The sequence below is a fragment of the Moorena sp. SIO4A1 genome (assembly GCF_010672065.1).
Lineage (GTDB): Bacteria > Cyanobacteriota > Cyanobacteriia > Cyanobacteriales > Coleofasciculaceae > Moorena.
Genome location: NZ_JAAHHX010000072.1, coordinates 1 through 21,308 on the forward strand (window position 1 = coordinate 1; position 21,308 = coordinate 21,308).

The following is a 21,308-nucleotide window of genomic DNA, read 5'->3' on the forward strand; positions in this document are numbered from 1 at the left end:
GAGCCGTGTTACTGACTCTCTCGATCATCAGGGTGCATCTTATATTTCAAATATACCTGAGTAAATGAGGGGTGTCACCCCTCATTGCAAAAATCAGCCAAATGGCTTAATTGGTAAGTTGTTACTGGTATGCTGATCTGCCTGACAAGATGGGGATTGAGATTGGAACAGTTAAACTTAGGAAGCACTACCAAACCCAGACCTATGTTCGAGCAACAACCACAAGGACTACAGCAGAAGGTCAAACTTTTGGCATTGGAATCAATTCGCCAAGATAATCCATCTCAATGGTTTGACGTTTTATATTCCGAAGCGAATGGGGATTCGGGGCAAATACCTTGGGCGCGTAATACACCCCATCCCTATCTACAGGATTGGTTAGAGCATAATACACCCCAAGGGTCGGGTCGCTCTGCCCTAGTAGTTGGTTGTGGGTTAGGGGATGATGCTGAAGCGTTGGCGCAGCAGGGTTTCCAAGTGACTGCGTTTGATATTTCCCCGACTGCGATCGCATGGTGCGAAAAACGATTTCCCGATTCCCAAGTCAAGTACCAAGTGGCGGATTTATTCGCCTTAGATCCAGCATGGCATCAGAAATTTGATTTTGTCTTTGAATGCCGTAATATCCAAGCCTTACCCCTCAATGTTCGGTCAACTGTCATGAATGCGATCGCATCCTTACTCGCCCCAGGGGGAACCCTCTTAGTAATTACTCGATTTCGGGATAGCGACACTGAACCGGATGGTCCCCCTTGGCCGTTGTCGGATACAGAACTAGCTTACTTTCAGGAATTGGGCTTACAAGAAATCCATAGTGATACTATCCCAGAATCAGAGGATGACCCAATTCAACGGTTACGCATTGAATATAATCGCGAATATAGTCACCATGGTTCGTAAACGCTTAATTATCGAAATGGGAATGGGAGTAGACCAACACGGTCAAGACCCAACCGTAGCAGCAGCAAGAGCTGTACGCAACGCTATTGCTCACAATGCCTTACCTGGTGTTTGGGAAGTAGCTGGTTTAGAGCATCCCAATCAAATGATAGTTGAAGTTCAAGTCGCCGTGCCTTACCCAGAGCAAGTCCGGGAAGATGAAGTACTGGCTGTACTCCCTTTCGGTCAGAAAACTCTATCCCTTGAGTCTGGTGGAATGGTAGTTCAAGGCAGGGCGATTCCAGAACTTAATGATAAAAATGATGAGATGCTGATTGCTGTTGCAGCGGTTACTGTGTTCGTGGATAGTGATTAGGAACTTAGGAAAAGTAATCTAATCGTAAGCTATCAGCTATCAGCTATCAGCTATCAGCTATCAGCTATCAGCTATCAGCTATCAGCTATCAGCATACGGCGGTTTGCATAACGATCAGGTCAGGATTGTTTTACCTGATCCGAAGTTCCCTCTTCTCTCTTCCCTGTTCCCTGTTCCCTGTTCCCTAAAATCCAGAAATTTGTACCTAACTGAATTGCAAACCGCTGTATGCTTACATTCACCAACCCCTGTCGATCAAGTCACCAATAAAACTTCAATAAAGCGATTCCAGGTCATCGCTTCTCCATTCATGCGACCATATAAAAAGTTCACTTCCTGTACACTAAGGGGTGATTCACCTACACTAACAAAAGCTAAATTCATTTCATCGATACTGATAGCATCATCCTGATTAGCATCAATTGGTATAAAATAAGTGATGAAGTCCTGATAGTGAGACATCAATCGTTGCTGACGCAATAACAATTCACCAAACTCACCTAGTAAAAGCCTTGGTAATTTCCGGCAAAACTCGGAAGTTATTTAGCTAGGTTGCAGGCTAAGGATTAGTTTCCTACGTTGTTTTAGTCATGATACCTGGGAGTGACCTCCAGCTTCCAGCTCTATCGTCAACTATTAAGTTGAAGGCAAAATGTGTGGTTGACACGACAAGCTATTACAACATTGCCGTTCGCGCAAGCGTGTGCGAAGCACTCGGAAAACATAACCGATTTGAGATGCACTAAAAATGCAAAATTACGTATTTGTTATTGACACGAACAAACAACCATTAAATCCTGTCCACCCAAAGAAAGCTCGCCGCTTGCTAGACAGAGGAAAAGCTGCTGTTTTTAGAATGTATCCATTTACGATCATCCTTAAGACTGCGATCGCGAATCCGACTATCTCATTCTGTCAAATCAAAATAGATCCGGGAAGTAAAACCACTGGGTTTGCCTTAGTTCAAGACGATCAAGTTGTTTGGGCTATGGAACTAGAGCACAGGGGAGGATTAATAAAGAAAAAACTAGAATCCAGAAGTGCCGTTAGGCGTGGAAGACGTAATCGCAATACCCGCTATAGAAAACCAAGGTTTCTTAATCGCAGACGTCCGAAGGGTTGGATTGCTCCTAGCTTGGAGCACAGGGTCTTGACCACTGAAACCTGGGTGAAACGACTGATCAAGTTCTGTCCAGTCAATCAGATCTGGATTGAAAGAGTTAAGTTTGATACCCAAAAAATGCAGAACCCTGAGATTAGTGGTATTGAGTACCAACAAGGGGAATTAGCTGGCTACGAAGTTAGAGAATATTTGTTAGAAAAATGGGGAAGGGAATGTAGTTACTGTGGCCAAGAAAATGTCCCTTTACAGATAGAGCATATTTCCCCAAAGTCTAAAGGTGGAAGCGACCGAATTGGGAATCTTTGTCTGGCCTGTGAAAAATGCAATCAACGCAAAGGAAATAAACCCGTAGAGGAGTTTCTGAAAAAGAAGCCAAGTCTACTTCAAAAAATCAAAAACAAGGCAAAACAACCATTAAGGGATGCAGCAGCGGTAAATGCGACTCGGAACAAGATAGTGAAGGTACTTAAAGAAATAAAACCTGTAGTCACTGGCACGGGTGCTCAGACAAAATATAACCGAAATAGGTTGGGACTACCTAAGCAGCATTGGATTGATGCCGCTTGTGTTGGAGATATCAAAACTTTGGTGTTAAAGACATCTCAACCACTGTTGGTTACCTGCAAAGGACAAGGAGGAAGGCAGAAAGCTGCACTGAACAAATATGGCTACCCCATTAGGTACAACCCGTTGAAGCCTATTAAGGGGTGGTCCAGTGGCGATATAGCTAAAAACCTTTTGACGGGGGAGTTTGGAAGAGTTAACCCCAGGAGTAAAGGTAACTCCTTTAATTACACAGTTCCCGGAAAAAAGGCGATAAACTTGCACCTCAAGAATTTACTCAGAGTTCACAGAAAGGACGGTTATACTTATGGCTTTTGCCGATGATTGCCGAAAACTGCCTGGGAGTAGTCCTCCTATTACGTCCAGCCGAGATGGTGTCAGGACTGATACCTACTATCAGCGCCGCCAGGGTACCAAATACTCCCCCCAATAATCCCACAGCTGCCCCAATCGGTGTACACCAGGCAACTGCCGCCAGGACCAGCACCCCAGCCACAAACTTGTCGATGAAAAACACCTGTCCAAACCCAATCGGCACGGAGGTGGCAAGTTGCCACCAATTGATCCGTTCCAAGACAGGTGGGGGAGTCGGCGTGGGCCCCAAGCTATAAACTGCTTGAGGCATCGAGAGGGCAATCACCAGAAATAACAGCGTTGCCGCAATAAAGGGCAAGGTTAGGGGGGGAAATTTCAGCTTGCTGGCAAACCAGACTCCGACGGTCTTGATCAACAGGGTGGTAAGAGTAGAAAAGATGATAGCCCCCATGAGCCAGAGGGGATTCCAGTTACCATTCCCGGATGCCCCAAAGGTAGCAAGTGCTGCTCCGACTAAAATCCCGTTATAGCCAAAAATACCGTTGCGAAGACTATCGCGATAAAGATTAAGCAAGATGGCAGTTACGGTTGAAGCCACCAGACCCACTACACTCATCACCCCTACCCAAGGTGACTGAATAAACAGTGCTATCAGAATCAATAAGCCACTGAGGGGGTTGTTGACAAAGATCACCTGGCCAATGCCACGCAAGTTGTAATTCAAAAAATCCCACAGAGGTTGATCGCCTAAGCGTTGATTGAGAGATGGCAATGTGCCTGCACCAGGTAGCAACCAGGGAAATAGCTTAGTCCTATGGGGTTTGAAAAGTACTAGGTTGGCAATTAGTTCATGGAGCGGTGAGGGTTCAGGGGTAGCCGGGGGCATAGAAGATTTCATCTATAGTTGAACAATATAGAGGTTTTCAATATTAGGCTAAAAACCTCTATATTCATTAGACCTCTTCCAAAAGTATTTTTTTGATACTGTTTTCGTCAATTATTGTTACTGTTTTCTGTCTGCTGTCTCCTATCTCCTAACAACTGCCGCGAAGTCTATTCTTATGCTTTCCCTGTTACTTCTAGGCGATTGGCAATGGCATCCACTACAGTTTCAAAAATGCCCAGGGAGTTTTCCACCATGGTGTTGAGGGTATCGAGCAGGGGATTAATTTCACAGATTTCCCAACAACAGACCCGTGGATCTTTAAGCAAAGTTTCGTTGAGCAGACAGGCTTCCTTGACAAAAATCCCATTTGGAGCAGGGGTTCCCGTTCCCATACAAATTGTCGAGTCCATACTGTCCACGTCAAAGGTAACGTAAATCAGATCCACCCCTTCTAGCTTCTCTAAACACCGTTGGGCAACGACATCCGCACCCAAGGTACGAACGTGCTCAGTAGTCATGTTTAGGATCTGGTGTGTTTCAATCAAGTGGTCTTCCGCCTCTTCCGTATCTCGTACCGCAACATAAACCAAATCCTCAATGCTAAAATTCGCGCCATCTGCCAGCCCCAATCTTTGGCACAGCTTCCACAGTTCTAGGGTGTCTGAGTCAAGATCATTGATTTGCTTAGCCAGATTATCAGTGGCAGTTGCGATCGCCAGAGGCATCCCATGCATATTTCCCGATGGAGTTGTATACGGAGAGTGAATATCGGCATGGGCATCAATCCAAACCACTCCCAGGCGATGATTAGGAAAGGCTTTTTTGATTCCAGCGATTGTCCCTGCTGCCGTTGAATGATCGCCACCGAGTACCACTGGAAACAGCCCCTCCTTTAGGGTTTGGGCGACTACATCGGTGGTTCGGCTCAGCACTTGGTATAGCTTGTGAATATACTTGGCGTACTGATGTTTGTGTCCCAGAGCATCTGCCCAATTTTCTGTTTGTACTCGTAAACTATCCAGACTCAACACACCATTGTGAGCATGCATCCGTGCCGCCTGTTTTTGGATGGCAGCTTCTCTCAAAGCAGCAGTTCCCATGGATTGACCGCGCGTTCCCGCTCCTAATTCAGAATCAACTTCAATCAGGGCAATGGAGGAAAACTTTGCGACTTTTTGGTACTGAAGTAAAATCTTTTTGAAACTGCGTAAGCCTGCGATCGAAATCTTCAGAGCCGATTCATAAGTCTGAGTGGCAATAAACTCTTCAAAATCAATTTCGCCATCTCCATTTAAATCAGCTTTTCTCACCAAGGCAGCAATTTCTGAATCAGTTACGGTCGTGTTGAAGCAACGGATAATCTGGGTGAACTCGTCAATCGATAATTTGCCACTACCATCAACATCAATCAGTTCAAACACCTGTCGCAGATCAGCCCTAATATCGAGATCTTGGCGGTTTACCATCCACTCCATAAAGGCATCCCGTGTCACAACATCATCTTTGTTGAGCAGATTGAAAAGATTGGTTCGGTCTTGAAGGGAAATGCCTTGTCCCAGAATCTCTAGAGCATCGATGATCTCCTGACGACTGATGAATCCATCACCATTGGCATCAAACAACTGGAAGACCTGGTCAAATTCTGCATATCGTTGAGATGACATTGGTTTGGTTATGGTCATGGTTGAATCTCCTCATCTGTTACCCTATTGTGGAAAATTCGGATCGCGATTATACTACCATTTGGGTTGAACCATGGCATCATTATTGCTTAAAGGTTGTATGAACAGGGCATGACTGAACTAGGGATATAGTTTTTTTGCGATCGCACTCCTGAAATATAGTGCTATAGCGCAGGGCTATATTTCCAAGCCAAAACAAATTGTAGTTTCAACAAAAGGGCGTTGAATCATTAAGCAATGCTTATTTATCTCGTTGTGGGAGTGAGAATAGGCATTGCTTTAGACTTTTGATAGATAGAAGATCGGGCAACAGATGAGTAACGGGTGTAAGGGATGGCAGTATTGGTAGAAGGGGAAGTTGGGGCAATTACCCATCACCAATTACCCATGACCCATTACCACTGATATCAATCATGAAAAAATTAATCAACCATCCCGATAATGTTGTCAGAGAAAGCCTAGAAGGCATGGCTGTAGCCCATCCTGACCTGCTCAAAATTAATCTTGACCCCCCCTTGATCTACCGTGCTGATGCTCCAATATTAAATAAAGTAGCGATTATTTCCGGTGGTGGTAGTGGTCATGAACCCTTGCACGGGGGCTTTGTGGGTGCCGGAATGTTAGATGCCGCCTGTCCCGGTGAAGTGTTTACCTCTCCCACCCCCGACCAAATGCTAGAAGCTGCCAAAATAGTCAACAGTGGTGCAGGGGTTCTTAATATTGTCAAAAACTATAGCGGTGACGTCATGAATTTTGAGTTAGCTGCGGAATTAGCTATCTCAGAAGGCATCCGAGTGCTCAATATCCTAATTGATGATGATGTAGCGGTTAAAGATAGCCTCTATACTCAAGGCAGGCGCGGGGTAGGGACGACATTATTAGCCGAGAAAATCTGTGGCGCTGCTGCTGCTGCTGGTTATGACCTCAAACAACTGGCTAATCTCTGTCGCCAGGTTAATGGTAATGGACGCAGCATGGGTATGGCATTGACATCCTGCACCCCTCCTGCTAAGGGGAGTCCCATGTTTGACTTGGGGGAAGCAGAAATAGAATTTGGGATTGGCATTCACGGGGAACCGGGAAGACAACGAATGTCCCTCAAATCAGCAGATGAGATTATTGAAATGCTAGCGCTATCGATTCTTGAAGATTCTGCCTATAGCCGCACAGTGCGAGAGTGGGATGAAGATAAAGCAGAATGGATAGAGTTTGAAATAACTGACCCGCCTTTTCAGAAAAGCGATCGCATTCTGGCATTCGTGAATAGCATGGGTGGTACTCCCCTGTCGGAACTGTACATTGTGTATCGCAAATTAGCCCAAATCTGTGAACAAAAGGGACTAGAAATCGTGCGTAGTCTGATTGGTCCTTATATTACCTCTCTAGAAATGCAAGGCTGCTCGATTACCCTACTCAAAATGAACGATGAGCTAATTAAATTCTGGGATGCACCAGTCAAGACACCAGCCCTGCGTTGGGGACTATGATTAATATGATATCTGGGAGCATCAGTATCGTAAAGCTTAGCTAATTGCTAATTGCTCATTGCTACCCTGAGGCTCTCACCCCCTGACCCACTATGCCACTATGGTAACGATAACTAAACATCAAATTCTACAGTGGTTACAAGCAGTCGCTACTGTACTAGAACAAAACAAGGACTATCTAACCGAACTTGATGCTGCTATTGGTGATGCTGACCACGGTATCAATATGAATCGTGGCTTTCAAAAGGTGATCACTCAGCTTCCTAAAGTGGCAGATAAAGACATTGGCAGTATTCTCAAAACCGTCAGCATGACTCTAATTTCCAGTGTCGGAGGTGCCAGTGGACCACTTTATGGCACCCTGTTCTTGCGCTCAAGTGCAGCAGTAGCAGGAAAGCAAGAACTGACAAAAGAGGATATGGTCAAACTATTCCAAGCAGCAGTGGAGGGAGTCGTCCAGCGAGGCAAAGCCAACTTGGGAGATAAGACCATGTTAGATGCTCTATCACCCGCAGCCAATGCCTTTGCACAAGCTGTAGATCAAGGAGACAGTATGCTAGAAGCCTTGCAACAGGCCGTCAACGCAGCAGAAGAAGGGATGAAAAATACTATTCCGTTGGTGGCTAAGAAGGGACGAGCCAGTTATTTAGGGGAGCGCAGTGCTGGACATCAAGACCCTGGTGCTACTTCAGCCTATTTGATTTTCCAGACACTGCTAGAAACGGGTAATACAGGGAGTAGGGAATAGGGAGTAGGGAGTAGGGAGTAGGGAGTAGGGAATAGGGAGTAGGGAGTAGGGAGTAGGGAGTAGGGAGTAGGGAGTAGGGAGTAGGGAATAGGGAGTAGGGAGTAGGGAGTAGGAAATAGGGAGTAGGGAGTAGGGAGTAGGGGTAAGAAAATTGACTTTACCTCATAAGTAGGAGAAACGCTCTAGTCAACTTTTAACTTTAGTAACTTATTAATAATTTAAGCGATCGCATCTTATTGAAGGTCAACCTACCCTACGGGAACGCCAAAGGCGAACAACCTTCAACCTACCCTACGGGAACGCCAAAGGCGAACAACCTTCAACCTTCAACCTACCCTACGGGAACGCCAAGGGCGAACAACCCTCCCTCAACCGACCCTAGGGGAACGCCAAGGGCGAACAGCCCTCAACCAAATTTGATAATCATGGCTTGCACCAGCTGAATAATTTCAAAGGTCACGAAGACGCTGAGAATAATTGTCACCAATTTATTCAGTATCGGTATGTTGCCATACCCAAACCAAGAAGCAACAAACTTGATTAACACCATACAAATGGCGCTAATGATTAAAAATTGCAGGATTGCCATAGTTTGATTCCCTGATTAACACGAAACGAGTCAGTAATTTAGTGTATTCCCTATTCAATAAGGATTACCCGAATTACAAGGAAAATTTTATAAAAATCTTAAGCAATCAATCAAAATTAATCCTAATGTGATCCATAGTATATTCCTCTACCATTGGTAGCAATAAAAACAAGTCCGAACTCCTGCTTACTCGCCTCCATCACACCAGGTCTATTGCCAATTGGTCGGGAGCGATCGCCCATCCGTGTCCACGTGCGTCCCATGTCAAGAGACTGGAATATTCCTGGTTCTTGGGCACGGCTTTTGGCTGACCTTCCTGAAGTCCCTCTAGCTTCCTGATTCCTAACCCCATTTCCGAGATTGGGAACATTTCCATCAATATTGCCATAAATATATAGTGCTGGAGTGTCGCTTCCCTGGGGTGCTTTACCAAAAGCAAATAGGTGAGCTCTGGTTACTGAAGGGACCTTAAGGAATGACTTACCACCATCGGTAGAGCGATAAAAACCCTTGCGGTCTAGACTCAGCCAAATTTCACCCTTAACCCCTGGCACCGTTTTCAGGGAATGCCAACCTTCATTCCGCAGTGAATCATTCACAATTTGAAAGGATGAGCCGCCGTCATTGGAACGATAGACTTTGCCTTTGGCATAGTAATAAAACGTGTTGCCATCTACAGGGTCTGCCGCTAAAGATTGAGACCAATTCCATGGACCACCCGGACCATTCGGTAATCCTGAAACCTTTTGCCAGGTCACCCCTCCATCCTTAGTGCGCAGGGGCTGACCTTGACTAACTGTCACAACAAATAAATTGGGGTTAGTAGCAGACATAGCCACCCGCATCGGCATCGTATTGTCTGGAAATGAGGCAAACTGTTGCCATGTCAGACCACCATCGGTGGAAGTAGCTCCAGTATAGGTTGAATTCCAGCGGTTACCACCAACCCGAACCATCTGCAAGGGTTTAGTTTCACAATAAGCAATACTATAGGTATCTTGGAATGACTTACCGGGCTCCCCCAGACCAAGTCGTTGAGACGGGTAAGTATCTAATCCTTGGTTATGGTAGAAACCATCCACATCCGCCACCCCACTTACCAGTATCGGACCACGGGGTGGTGAAACCAGAGTGAACGGAACAACTTCCTCGTGTCCGGCGGCATAGTTAGTCCAAACAACGGGATTAGCATTAAGATCATCTGTCCGCCATACGCCATACCAATCCGTAAACCACACTCTTCCTGGTACTTTCGGGTCAAACTCCATCGCTGCCATATGATTGGCAAAAAACTTCTTCGGCCACCAGGGAATAGTGTTGTTAGCAGAAGTCAGCTGCTGTTTCCAGGTAGCGCCGCCATCCAGGGAACGGTAGAATTTGGTTTTTTGTGTGCGGTTTAGGGCAACTAAGATATCCTCAGGATTAGCAGGATTCACACTGAGCGTACCAAAAATGCGATTAGATCCTCCTGGTTTCATGGTTTTCCAGACACCATTGCCATACTTGTGGACTCCAGGATTACTGGTACTGGTGACGTAGAGGATATTATTTTTTCCCACAGCCATGCGATTGACTGTTTTTGGGCTACCAGCTACCTGAGTCCAGCTGACCCCAGAGTCAGTAGATTTGTAGATGCCATCTCCATAGGGAGAAGCATACACTAAGCCCGGTACCTGTTTATCAAAGACAATCGCTGTAATACCAATTTTGTTATCTGGTTTACCTGCAAAAGAGGTGACGTTTTCCCAGGTAGCACCAGCATCCGATGATTTCCAGAGTCCATCTTCTCTAGAGCCGAACAGGATAATATTGGAATTGAACGGATCAACAGCTAGTCTCTCTCCTAGCCATTTTTTCTTGTGGTTAGCCCCCATCTTGAGGTCTAGGTTCAACTTTGTCCAAGTTTGTCCTTTATCGGTAGATTTAAATAGTGTTCCTGGTTCAGCCCAGGGATATTTTCCAGCCGCAATATAGACAATAGTTGGATCATTCGGATCAACAGCCAGTGCTTCTCCTCCATAGTAATTACTCTGGGAGAGGGGAAAGTGTTCTGTCAGGGGAATCCAACGTTGCTTCGCCTCATCCCAACGATAGAAGCCACCCACATCAGTCCGAATATAAACTAAGTCTTGCTCCAGTGGATGGAGGTAAACACCAGTGACATAACCACCACCTCCGATCGCTACATTAGTTGTTCCGAGGCGAATGTTGGTCTGGTATTTCCGAGAGCTAACTACCTCAGCCTGTCCTGAATTGACTTTAACGATATCAGTGACCAATACAATTGACCCCAGCATCATCAAACTAGTCAGGATCATCAGTCCTAGAGTAACCCTTTGCCTAAACCAAAGGTTTGGTTGGGTAATAGCTCGAATCCGGTGATTGGGAATCCACTTAGCAAGGGTTAGCCCAAGCGCAAAAATAAATAAGCCTAAAAGCACCCTGAGTGCGATCGCAAGCCAGTCAATCATATAAATAATAGATCAGCAACTTGGACAAGACTTACCCAGTCAATCTACTAGTAGGGTACTATAATAACCAACCGTACTATTTATAGCGATTTATAGGGTTTGTTGCCCAGTTTTTCCTAAGTCCTACAGAATGCTCCTGTGTTTTCTAGCGACCCCTAAGGCGTAGCAAAGAAATTCCAAGCAGAGTCTTCTTCACAGATTATCGTAAATTCCGTCTCACTGAGTGGAGCTAACCCCTGTAGCCAACTGTTAAGTTTAAAAATATTCAAACCACACTGGTTGACTAGCAAATCATACATCATACCTGGCGTTGTTTTATAATCAACCATGCCACTATGACCAAATTCAAATACTAGGTAAGGCTTGTGGGTTTTTAAGGTTCGGATAGCACCTTTGAAAACCTTAAAATCTGCTCCTTCTGCATCTACCTTAATGAAATTAACTTTGAAGTCAGGTTGAAGGATGTCATCAAGTGTTTGAGTTTTGATAGCAATGGATTCTGTTTGAGCATTGTTATAGCCCCAATAGCTGTAGTCTCTTTGTTTTAGACCACTGAGTGCTGGAGCATCAACAACATGCCAGAACGTGGTTTCTCCCTCTAAATCACTCAAGGCAATTTGCCTAACATGAACCTTTGAGAACCGTTTTTGCAGCCGAGTAGCCAGCCGGGGGAGCGGCTCGAAAGCATAGTGCTCACCGAGGGGAGCCAGTTGGCATATTTTTGTCAACACACTCCCCATGTTGCTACCCACATCGATACAGTTTGAGGATTTGTCTAAAATCCGCTTCATAATCTGATAGACATAGGTGTCATCTTGCCTGCTGGTCAGGATCTTTTGGCTGGGAGGCTTGATCAAATCAACAATACTTCTTGCCGCAGGCTCAAACGGTGTGCCAATCAATAACTCTTTCAGGTGAGTTTTTATGGTTAAAGGTAGATTCATTTTTTATTTTAGCCCCATATAAACCTCAGATTTTAGTTTATAGCAGAAACTAATGAGTGTTGAGGAGTTTTATATACAAATTTTTATAAAAGCTTTACAAAGTGTTTGTAAAGCACCCAGGGCCAACGCATCTAAATTCCAAAACCCTTATCCAGTAAGGATTTCATCAATTGATTAAAAACAGGACTAGATCGCTGAAATCCTCACCCCGCCAGCATGTACAAAAATAAGATGCGTTTGCCCTGGTCAAGCACCCTATTAAAAACTAAGCTTGCTCCTGAGAAATTCGGCGCTTTTGTGAAGCTCCTGTCGTTTTCAAAGCCACAGCTTCCATTTGCTGGTAAATAGTTTTAGGTAAAAGTCGGAGCAAATAAGCAGCAGCCCCGGTCAACAGAGTACGAAGCGGTTCCTCTAGCAAAATACGCCAGTAAGTCGCTAAAGCCTTATTAAACAATTCTGTTGCCATCAAGCCTTCGTTGATGCTGAGGGCACGTCGAGCACCAAACCGTAAATAATAGGCGCGGGCTGGGTTTTCACATTCAGCAATTACCTCTGGAGCATAGGCACGTGTTTTCTCAATCACCTTTTCTAGAGAGTTTATATGCTTGAGTATACTAGCTGAATGCCCTTGTGAATGAATACGATATAAAGTCAGCGCCTCTGGCAAACCTTCCATGTGCCAATCAGTTTTAATCGCCATGCGCAGCCAACATTCCACGTCTTCGATATTGTGCAATTCAGTATCAAAATAAGCATCCTCGGTAGCCTGCTCGTTTCGGGTTCGAATTGCTTCAAACACTTCTCGCCGAATCACTGGTGTTGAACCATTCCCAATGGGATTACGACACATGATATAATCTGTAGTTATATCTTTAGTTTTGGCTATTTGATAGATTCCTAACGGAGTTCCTGTTTCATCAATTAACGCAGAATAGCTAAAACTCACTCCTACATGGGGTGATGTTTCTAGATGCAAAACATGCTTTTCTAGCTTTTCTGGAACCCAGAGGTCATCTCCATCTAAGAAAGCGATATACTCTCCTTCAGCATGGCGAATCCCAGTGTTTCTTGCCGCTGATACTCCTTGGTTATCCTGACGAATAATTTTAATTCTAGGATCGTTAATTTGCTTACATATTTCGATACTGTTGTCAGGAGAGCCATCATCAATGAGTAGCAGCTCAAAATTTTTATAGGTTTGGGCGAGCACAGATTCTACTGTGGCTGCTATGTATTTTTCAACCTTATATACTGGAATAATTACCGATACTTTGTTCATAGTAGACTCAAACCTTGAAATTATTTAACCATGCTAGGAAGCAAAAGGTCAATAAAGATACGATCCAAAACTAGGTAAACGCTTATATAATAAGCTTATTTTATTATAGCGCTTTTTAAGCTAGTAAGGTACATTTTTTTTGCTTTTAGGGAGCAGGTACTGAGGCCGTGGCCCACGCGGGGCGCTTTCGTAGCAGAGAGCAGTAAAGTCGGAAGAGGAAAGAGGTAAAAAGTTTTGTGTACCTCATTAGGCTAAAAACCTCTATATAAGGTTTTTGAATTTTGAATTTTGAATTTTGAATTCCGCGAGCGGTACTAGTTTTGGACAAGAGGCTGTTTTTTAACATTTTTGAGCAGCTTAGAGACAAGCAATTCAATTTGAGCATATAAAGACTTCGGTAATAACCAAAGCATATAAGCGGCTATTAAGGTTAAGATTGTTCGCCGTGGCTGTTCTAGTAGGATAAGCCAGTGATTGGATAATGAGCGATGTATAAGTGTCACAGCATCTGAACCTACTTTAAGACGAACCGCACTCCTAGCCAAGTACCGCAATTGGTAAGCCCTAGAAATGTTTTCCCATCGGCTGGTCACTGTGGGAGCATAGGAACGGGTCTTTTCAATCATTTGTTCCAAGGACTCGAACTGTTTGAAGAGATTGGCTGACAACCCTTGTGTATTAATTCGATACAGGGTTAGTGCTTCAAGTATTCCCTCAATTTTCCAGTCAGTTTGAATAGCGATGCGAAGCCAACATTCAATATCTTCAGCACGACGGAAGTTTTCATCAAAGTAATAATCTTCTGTAGAGCCGTAAAGATTATCCTGATACTTAATTGTGTCAAATACTTCGCGACGAACTACAGCAGCCGAACCGTTCCCGATCGGACTCTCTTGAAACAAATCAGATATAGTAATATTAGTGAGCTTAGGCATTAGATAGGCACCCATAAAATTTCCAGCTTCATCAATCAAAGCAGAACGGCTAAAACTAATCCCGATATCTGGGAATTTTTCTAAGTGTTCAATATGTCTTTCCAGTTTCTGAGGCAACCACAAATCGTCTCCATCTAAAAACGCTAAATAATCTCCTTTGGCATGGCGAATTCCTGTATTACGCGCTCCAGCAAGTCCCCGATTATTTTGGTTAATAATCTTAAGTCGCTGATCCGAGAATTCTTGACAAATTTTTATACTACTGTCTGGGGATTCATCGTCAATAATGAGCACTTCAAAGTTGGTATAGGTCTGCTCCAGAACAGACTGCACCGCTGCTGCAATATAGTTTTCAACTCCGTAGACTGGAATAATGACAGAAACATGTTTCATTGTTTGAACACTGGTTTTAAAGATAAATAGTTTTGATTTAGTTTTTTTAAAAAAAAATCATCAAAAAAAAGATATAAATAGTTGAAACTGACAACTGACGAATAAAAATTGCTTCCTGAGCACTATCATATTCCCAGGAACTGATCACAATTTTCTACCCAATTGTACTATATTTTCTGGCATTTGTGATCTGGTAGGTAAGGTGGGACCCGCTACCAATTGCAGTTGGGGATAATACATAATAGATGAGTCTGACTTAACTATTTCCCATTGGCTTAAAACAGAGGAATAGAGGGTTTGCGCAATGCGTAAATCTCGCTCTATAATTTCCAGATTCAAGGCATCTTGGGACATTTTGCTAAGTTTTACTTCAAGCTGAGAAATCTGAAACTCTAGATCCCTGGCCTTGTCTTCACTACCTTGTAGTTGTGGTTTAATATCATCCATTTCTAAGGGCGGATAATCTTGGAATAAGCTAGCTTGAGGCTGATGGTGAAAAGGATTCATCATCTGAGGATTGGTAGAATGACTATGATCAGACTGAGTGCTAACTAGTTCAGCCAGCAATTCAATCTTTTTGCGCCGTAATTCAATCTTTTTGCGCCGTAGTGCTTCTATTGTCTCTAAGAGCTGGTTTAAGGGTAATCCTATGTTAGCCGTTTTTTCAGCTAGGCGTTGCTGTGCTTTTTCTAGATCGTTTTCGGCTGATTTTATATACACTGGGATAGTTTTTTCTTGTTGAGCAATTTCTTGCTTTCTGAGTTGTTCCAGTCTTGTGTTAAACGCCTGATTAATAGCGAAGGCTCTCCGTTGCGCTTCCTCAGGGGTGACTCCTGAGATTTCAAAAACCATCATTGTAGAGTTATCGATTAGTTGAATCGAAGGCTTATCTAAGCTATCTACAGATATATTGAGCTGCTTTGCCGCTTCTTCTAAAACCGTCACACTTTCAGCTATCAACTTCAGGTGTTTTCTGGGATCATCAATGGGATCGCTTAAGCCTGCACTGCTATTACTGTTATTACTGTTATTACTGTCAGCATCACGAAATTCAGAAACCTGAGTGTTAGGGAATGTCCCACTACTGGCTAAGGATAAAGTCCATTGGCTGACATAAAACTGATCAGTATCAGTCTCATCGTGAGATTGGAGTATAGTATGAGATTGGAGTAAAGTATGCTCTAAGGTGACAGGAGAGGTTTCAGGTTTACCAAAGACATACCTAGCAGACCAAACCACAAATAAGGGAATTAAAAGGGCATGAACGAGTAAAACCGATACAGCGACAGTGATGATTCCCCATTTCACTGCTATCAGTAGACTACAGGAAAATATCATGGTAAATAAGACATTCCAGAGCAAGCCAATCTGCGGTTTATCAATGGCTGCTAAAAGCTGAAACCCAGCAATATCAAAGGGTCTAGGAATTGCTGATAAGCAAACTAAAATCACGATCGGAACCACCATACTCCAGCCTTCCGTATTAATTTTTTCCCCAACCATAATGGGGATATACAACGGAACTAGAATTGATTGTAAAGCAACAAAACCAACAATCACTTTTCCAATCGTCTTCAGACTGTTAAAGTATGTTTGCTTAAATTTCGATAAGTTTGTCCGTACTTCACATAGGGCAGGGTATAAAGCAGTAGTAATCGATTGGACTATAGTTAAGCTAATTCCCAAGCCAGCATTATAAGCAAAGTAGTAAACACCTAATAGGTCAATTCCTATAAAGCGACCAATGATAAGATAGTCGAGAGTTTCCCTGAGAGTCTTTAAAAGTTCAATCCCCAGGAAATTGATTCCAAAGCTAAAAATTTTACCCCAGTATTTGGTTGTGAAAGATCCAGTTTTCCGCCAGGGATGTTTGAAAAGATATGTAATAAATTCTATAGGGCTAGCTATTAGTATGGGAAGTATTATCGCCCACATTCCCATATGAAGAACAGCAAAGACAGCGGTTAAAATATTGGCGGTGGCATATCTTATAGCGCGAGCAGTAGCCGTTATCTGAATTCGATTATCCCTTTGAATTAGTGCTGACTGTACTGCCCCTAAAGGAGCAATCAAAAAGTTAAATGCTAATAGACAAATGGGTAAAATAAGTTGGTTATCCTTATAAAACCACGCAACTGGAAAAGCAGCAATACACTGGCAAACGAATAGACTTCCAAAAAGTACCCAATTTAACCAATAAGCACTATTACAAATGTCTTCTAGCTCATCGGCTTCCGCCTGTATAATCCTAGAATGAACACCGATCCGCGTTACTGTTTGTGAATATTCATAGGTCGTCAGAACCAGTGCAGCTAATCCAAAGTCATGGGGAGTTAAGAAGCGTGGCAAAATAAACGTTGCACCTAAGCGGGAAACCCGAATAAATGCCTGGGCCACTCCCATCCAACCAAGATTGCGAGTAAAAGTGCTACTGTTACCTAGTTTATTCTTGATGGTACTCCCAATTGTTTTGACAATGTTCACAGTGGATCTCCCATGCTGCCATCCTTGTGATGATTGATATCTGTCGAAACTGATATCTGTAAAATTTTAGTGGTAGTTAGTGCTCTGAAATAATTTGATTATCAACAGATACCAGCGGCATTTTTTTGCCGATGATTTCGATTAAATGTCCAGCTATTTTTTTAGGCATAAGTTTAAGAATTAATAGTTTTAAAATTATACGGATAGTTTCCTTGCTTAGCAAAAATTTGGGATAAAGCTTTATGGAATAGCTGAGTTTTTGACTAGCTAGCTTTACTCCTTCATCATCAAAAGCATTAGCTATACACTGCTTACCAAGATAACGATAGGCATTTGCTAAACTCTTATTTTTAAGAGACTTAAGTTCTGGTGGAGCTGCCTTGAAGGCTCTTTCAATTACAATTAGGTTCGCCTTCTCCATCACATCCACTTTAGAGGTCATTGACTGGGAAGAGCGACGGTAGAGAATTTGGTATTTAGGAACCAGTACAAAAGGACATAAAGCTGCTAGCCTGAGGTAATAATCCCAATCTTCAACTGATTTTAGGCATGGGTCAAATTCTCCAGCGGCTTCAATATACTTCCGCTTTACCATGATATTGGAACCACTGGATATGAAGTTACGAATTAGTAATTGGGGATAAACATTCCCCTCCCAATAAAGTGGTTGCCAAGCAAACAAAAATTTGCTATTATCATCTATAAAGGCAGTCCAACTGTAAGCCACTCCAGCTTCAGGATTTTTTTGCAGTGCTGCTAACTGTAGCTCCAATTTATCAGGTTTCCATAAATCATCAGCATCTATAAACGTAATAAACTCGCCCCTAGAGCGACTAATGCCACGATTACGAGCCACTGGTAATCCACCATTTTCATAGGAAAACACTTGTAATCGAGGATCGTTGACTGTACTGATTACATCTAATGTGGCATCAGTGGAGCCGTCATTAATAATAATTAATTCAAAATCTGAAAACGTTTGTGCTTGAATCGATTGGATCGTTTCTAATATAGTTTTTTCTCCGTTATAAACTGGAACTATTACAGATATGGTGGGCATAGCGATTATCATTTTGATGTATAAAATTATACTATGGTAATTTACCACAAGAGGTCTAGACAAACCCTTTGAGCATTTTTATTTTAGTGCCATTCCTACTACAACCAAACCAGGCCAGTATAGGTAAGCTAATGTTTCTATATTTTCCCCAAACGAGAACAGGATACAAATTAATAGTATTGTTAGTGCTGTTGTGGCAAGTTTACTCCTTTGAGCTTTAATTAAAAGCTCTATAAAAGTATAGACTATAGGAATTAAGATTCCCATAAACCCGACGATTCCATGAGTATATAAAACACCATACCAAGTGTGGTGGCTTCCAATAGGCATTTTAGCGACAACATCAGGGCCTTTCCCCACTATAATGGCATGACCCCAAATCGGTGCATCTTCTTCCCACTTACGGTGAGAAAGCCTGGCTAAGGCCGATCTAACCCGCGACGAAGCAGATCTTTGACTGGAAAAAGAGTCTTTCAAGTTTCTAGCTATCATCAGCAGTTGGGGACCAAATAGACCACCAATAAAACTCCCTATTCCTGCCGTAATTTGCATGGCGGGTTCGGTTAGATTTCCCAAAAATGTTACCAGTATTGGTATACCCACTAAGCAGATTATCCCCATCCGGGACAGTGAACCTACAATTGCAGCAGCACAACCAATCATACCAATAAAACGCCACTTTATGTCCGGGTCTCTACTACTAAGGAAAAAGTGTACGTTACAGGCAAATGCCAATGCTGGAGCCCAAGGCGCAAATAAGAAAAGGCGTGTTTCACCACTTTTTATCACGTAAGGACTTACGGCGTAGTAACGCTCACTGTTACCGCCAATTTTTGCCATTAGGGTGCTAGTATACAAGGGCATCTCTAACCCAGTCAGACTTAACCCATAGGTAAGTGGTACCAATATCAGAGTTTGTAGGGAAAGGATAGAAATTGCTCTATAGATTATTTGTGGTCGGATGTTGAGGCAACCAATTAAAGGAAATAAGGCCAGAAGTGCCCAAGTTCTTAAAAAGGAGTTAATAAAGGATTTTATAGTTTTAACAGTTGAGAAACCCCAATCTAAATGACCCATAATTAAGGCTAGGCCAATGACTGATATGCAAACAATCCAGACCCAGACTCCAATGGGAATCCGAATCCTTTCTTCCGGTGGAGTATCTGATGTTTGCTGCCAAAGCTTCTTAATTAGATAAAAGGTTAGCAGCCAAGCTAGGGCTGGGGCAAAAACAAACTGTGCGCCTAAAAAAAATAATAAGTATGTTGAAATTATATAATAGAAAACTACTTTTTCTTCAAAGTTTTGGGGTTTCATTAAAGCCTGCCTAATGGCTTAGGTTACTGGTGCCATTCTCTGATGTCTAGCTTGATAAAAAATGGATTAGTTGCATCAAAAATCTTTTCTTTGGTTTCCTATTGGCGATGTTAAGCTATTAGATGTTGTAAAGCTATTATTTAATGGTTGAGAACGTAAGGGTGGAACATCAGAGTTAAACGATTCTACTTTGCCGTACATTGAGGGCTGTGATTTACCTTGCAAATGGGGACGTAACCAGAGTAAAAATAGTCCTGCACTAATTAACAAGGAACCAGCTGCTGCACCAAGTAAAGCCGATGACTTTTTCGGTGCTATCGCGTCTGGGGGTAAGCTTGGTTCAGCTAGCAGCTGAACTTGGGGATAGGAAAGGGATTGGTTGAATCGACCAATCGCTGATTGAGTTAAGGTTGAAGCATAGATAGTTTCCGCAATGCGCATATTGCGTTCTAGGATCTCCATCCTCAAGGCATCCTGGCTCATTTGTCTGAGTTTGGCTTCCAGCTCAGCAATCTGGTTGCTTAATACCCAGGCTCTAGCTTCCACACCCTCTTGCCGTGCTTCCACCTCAACAATTTGGCGCAGCAAATTTTCCCTGGAAGAACCAGTTTCAGGCCCAGAGTTAACACTGAGCTGGTCGATAATTGCCAAAGACATGGGGCGACCTAACAGAGATTGACTACGCTCTAGCAAAGCTGCTTTAGCACTTTCTTGCTTGCTCTTTTCGTCTACTACAGATGGATGCTTGGAACCGTATTTGGAACTCAAAACCGTCAGGGCTGCCGTAGCCTGACTGTATTCCCTTAGGGTTTGCTGAAATATCTGGTCAGCCTTAAGTACAAAAGCATCAGCAGCTTGCCCAGATGACAACTTTAGATTAGCTGAGAGGTTGCTGAGATTGGCTTTTGCTTCTCGCCCTTGGGCTAACAAATCGATTTGTTGTTGTCGTAAGGCTTCTATAGTGGATGATAGCTGGTTAACTTGTTCTTTCGAGTTCAATCCAGTTCTAGCTTTGTGTTCAGACAGACGTCTCTGAATATCTGCTAAATTTTTCTTAGCTGCCTCCAAATCAGCTTGAATTGGTAGCTGATTTTCTACTACTTCTTCTTGCCTAAGTTGTTCAAGTCTCTCCTGGAAAGCCTGGTGCATAGCAAAACCTTTCTGTTGGGCTTCCTCAGCAGAGTCTCCTTTGATTTCAAAGGCCATCATAGTTGAATTGTCTACTATTTTGACCCTAGGCTTGCCCAGCTCTTGAGAGGACATGTTCAGTATACTGGCAGCATCCTTAAGCACCGGCTTACTTTCCGCAATGAATTTCATCTTTTCCCTCGGGTCATGGGAGCGATCGCCAAATGGTGACCTAACATCTGAACTCGCTCCCCCTAATTCTGGGATATTAATTCTGGTGGATGAGCCTGAGACAGGAAGTGATACTGCCCATGTACTGGTATAAGTTGGCTGAGCTGATTTCAAATAAAAAAATGTTAAGCCCCAAATTCCGGCATTAACGGATATCCCCAAACACAAGTAAAATAGCCAACGTAGAGGCATGAGATTTGATTTTTCATAGGGATATGGGGCTATGGTCTTATAATTAGTAGTCATTGGAGCATCTCACCTGGCAAATCCACATTTGTAGTCTTAAGTTGTAGTCTTAAGTTGTAGTCTTAAGTTATGATTTTTGATATTTTGTTCTATTATGAAAGACTTGGCAGAGAGTTTTACCCCACTATCAAGCAATGGCTTAAACCCGTAGCCAATACACCCCTGATGAAG

17 protein-coding genes are annotated in these 21,308 nt (G+C 43.1%); 6 read left to right on the plus strand and 11 right to left on the minus strand.

Annotated features, from left to right (window positions below; genetic code table 11):
- Positions 1-204: 204 nt before the first annotated feature.
- Together F6K53_RS29835 and F6K53_RS29840 are read left to right on the plus strand one after the other, a co-directional pair.
- Positions 205-900, plus strand: a complete 696-nt coding sequence (locus F6K53_RS29835; protein WP_293069355.1) for a class I SAM-dependent methyltransferase — start codon at positions 205-207, stop codon at positions 898-900.
- Entirely contained in the window at positions 890-1,255 is a 366-nt protein-coding gene (locus F6K53_RS29840; protein WP_293069353.1) for a Lin0512 family protein, read from the plus strand. Before F6K53_RS29835 ends, F6K53_RS29840 begins: the two co-directional genes overlap by 11 nt.
- Positions 1,256-1,510: 255 nt before the next feature.
- On the opposite strand, the gene F6K53_RS29845 is transcribed toward F6K53_RS29840, so the two are convergent.
- Entirely contained in the window at positions 1,511-1,735 is a 225-nt protein-coding gene (locus F6K53_RS29845) for a hypothetical protein (RefSeq protein WP_293083174.1), read from the minus strand.
- 268 nt (positions 1,736-2,003) lie between these two features.
- Here F6K53_RS29845 and iscB point away from each other — a divergent pair, with 268 nt between their 5' ends.
- Positions 2,004-3,266 carry an RNA-guided endonuclease IscB gene (gene iscB / locus F6K53_RS29850; protein WP_293069350.1) on the plus strand — a complete coding sequence of 421 codons (1,263 nt, stop codon included), beginning with the start codon at positions 2,004-2,006 and terminating at the stop codon, positions 3,264-3,266.
- Here iscB and F6K53_RS29855 read toward each other — a convergent pair.
- Positions 3,220-4,155: an urea transporter gene (locus F6K53_RS29855; protein ID WP_293069348.1), complete on the minus strand. Its 936-nt coding sequence runs from the start codon at positions 4,153-4,155 to the stop codon at positions 3,220-3,222. The genes iscB and F6K53_RS29855 overlap by 47 nt on opposite strands.
- Before the next feature lie 161 nt (positions 4,156-4,316).
- Positions 4,317-5,825, minus strand: a complete 1,509-nt coding sequence (locus F6K53_RS29860) for an arginase family protein (RefSeq protein ID WP_293069346.1) — start codon at positions 5,823-5,825, stop codon at positions 4,317-4,319.
- Positions 5,826-6,238: 413 nt separating this feature from the next.
- Between F6K53_RS29860 and dhaK the strand changes: the two genes are divergently transcribed.
- The 3 genes from dhaK to F6K53_RS29875 all read left to right on the plus strand — a co-directional run bounded on the left by dhaK (position 6,239) and on the right by F6K53_RS29875 (position 8,503).
- The gene (dhaK, locus tag F6K53_RS29865; protein ID WP_293069344.1) at positions 6,239-7,312 is read left to right on the plus strand and encodes a dihydroxyacetone kinase subunit DhaK; all 1,074 of its coding nucleotides are present in this window, start codon (positions 6,239-6,241) and stop codon (positions 7,310-7,312) included.
- Between the two features lie 100 nt (positions 7,313-7,412).
- Entirely contained in the window at positions 7,413-8,060 is a 648-nt protein-coding gene (gene dhaL / locus F6K53_RS29870) for a dihydroxyacetone kinase subunit DhaL (RefSeq protein WP_293020841.1), read from the plus strand.
- A gap of 236 nt (positions 8,061-8,296) precedes the next feature.
- Positions 8,297-8,503 (plus strand): hypothetical protein, encoded by a 207-nt coding sequence (locus tag F6K53_RS29875; RefSeq protein WP_293069342.1) that lies wholly within the window; start codon positions 8,297-8,299, stop codon positions 8,501-8,503.
- A gap of 268 nt (positions 8,504-8,771) precedes the next feature.
- On the opposite strand, the gene F6K53_RS29880 is transcribed toward F6K53_RS29875, so the two are convergent.
- From F6K53_RS29880 to F6K53_RS29915, 8 genes are all read right to left on the minus strand, one after another.
- Positions 8,772-11,120, minus strand: a complete 2,349-nt coding sequence (locus F6K53_RS29880; RefSeq protein ID WP_293083177.1) for a hypothetical protein — start codon at positions 11,118-11,120, stop codon at positions 8,772-8,774.
- Positions 11,121-11,275: 155 nt separating this feature from the next.
- Positions 11,276-12,064, minus strand: coding sequence for an FkbM family methyltransferase (locus F6K53_RS29885; protein WP_293046042.1), 789 nt, complete (start codon positions 12,062-12,064; stop codon positions 11,276-11,278).
- 265 nt (positions 12,065-12,329) lie between these two features.
- The gene (locus tag F6K53_RS29890; protein WP_293069339.1) at positions 12,330-13,343 is read right to left on the minus strand and encodes a glycosyltransferase family 2 protein; all 1,014 of its coding nucleotides are present in this window, start codon (positions 13,341-13,343) and stop codon (positions 12,330-12,332) included.
- A 314-nt stretch (positions 13,344-13,657) separates the two neighbouring features.
- Positions 13,658-14,671: a glycosyltransferase family 2 protein gene (locus tag F6K53_RS29895; RefSeq protein ID WP_293069337.1), complete on the minus strand. Its 1,014-nt coding sequence runs from the start codon at positions 14,669-14,671 to the stop codon at positions 13,658-13,660.
- A gap of 144 nt (positions 14,672-14,815) precedes the next feature.
- The gene (locus tag F6K53_RS29900) at positions 14,816-17,155 is read right to left on the minus strand and encodes an oligosaccharide flippase family protein (protein ID WP_293069335.1); all 2,340 of its coding nucleotides are present in this window, start codon (positions 17,153-17,155) and stop codon (positions 14,816-14,818) included.
- A 76-nt stretch (positions 17,156-17,231) separates the two neighbouring features.
- Positions 17,232-18,227 (minus strand): glycosyltransferase, encoded by a 996-nt coding sequence (locus F6K53_RS29905; RefSeq protein WP_293083180.1) that lies wholly within the window; start codon positions 18,225-18,227, stop codon positions 17,232-17,234.
- Between the two features lie 66 nt (positions 18,228-18,293).
- Positions 18,294-19,532 (minus strand): O-antigen ligase domain-containing protein, encoded by a 1,239-nt coding sequence (locus F6K53_RS29910; protein WP_293083182.1) that lies wholly within the window; start codon positions 19,530-19,532, stop codon positions 18,294-18,296.
- Positions 19,533-19,607: 75 nt separating this feature from the next.
- Positions 19,608-21,137: a hypothetical protein gene (locus tag F6K53_RS29915; RefSeq protein WP_293083185.1), complete on the minus strand. Its 1,530-nt coding sequence runs from the start codon at positions 21,135-21,137 to the stop codon at positions 19,608-19,610.
- Positions 21,138-21,308: the final 171 nt, after the last annotated feature.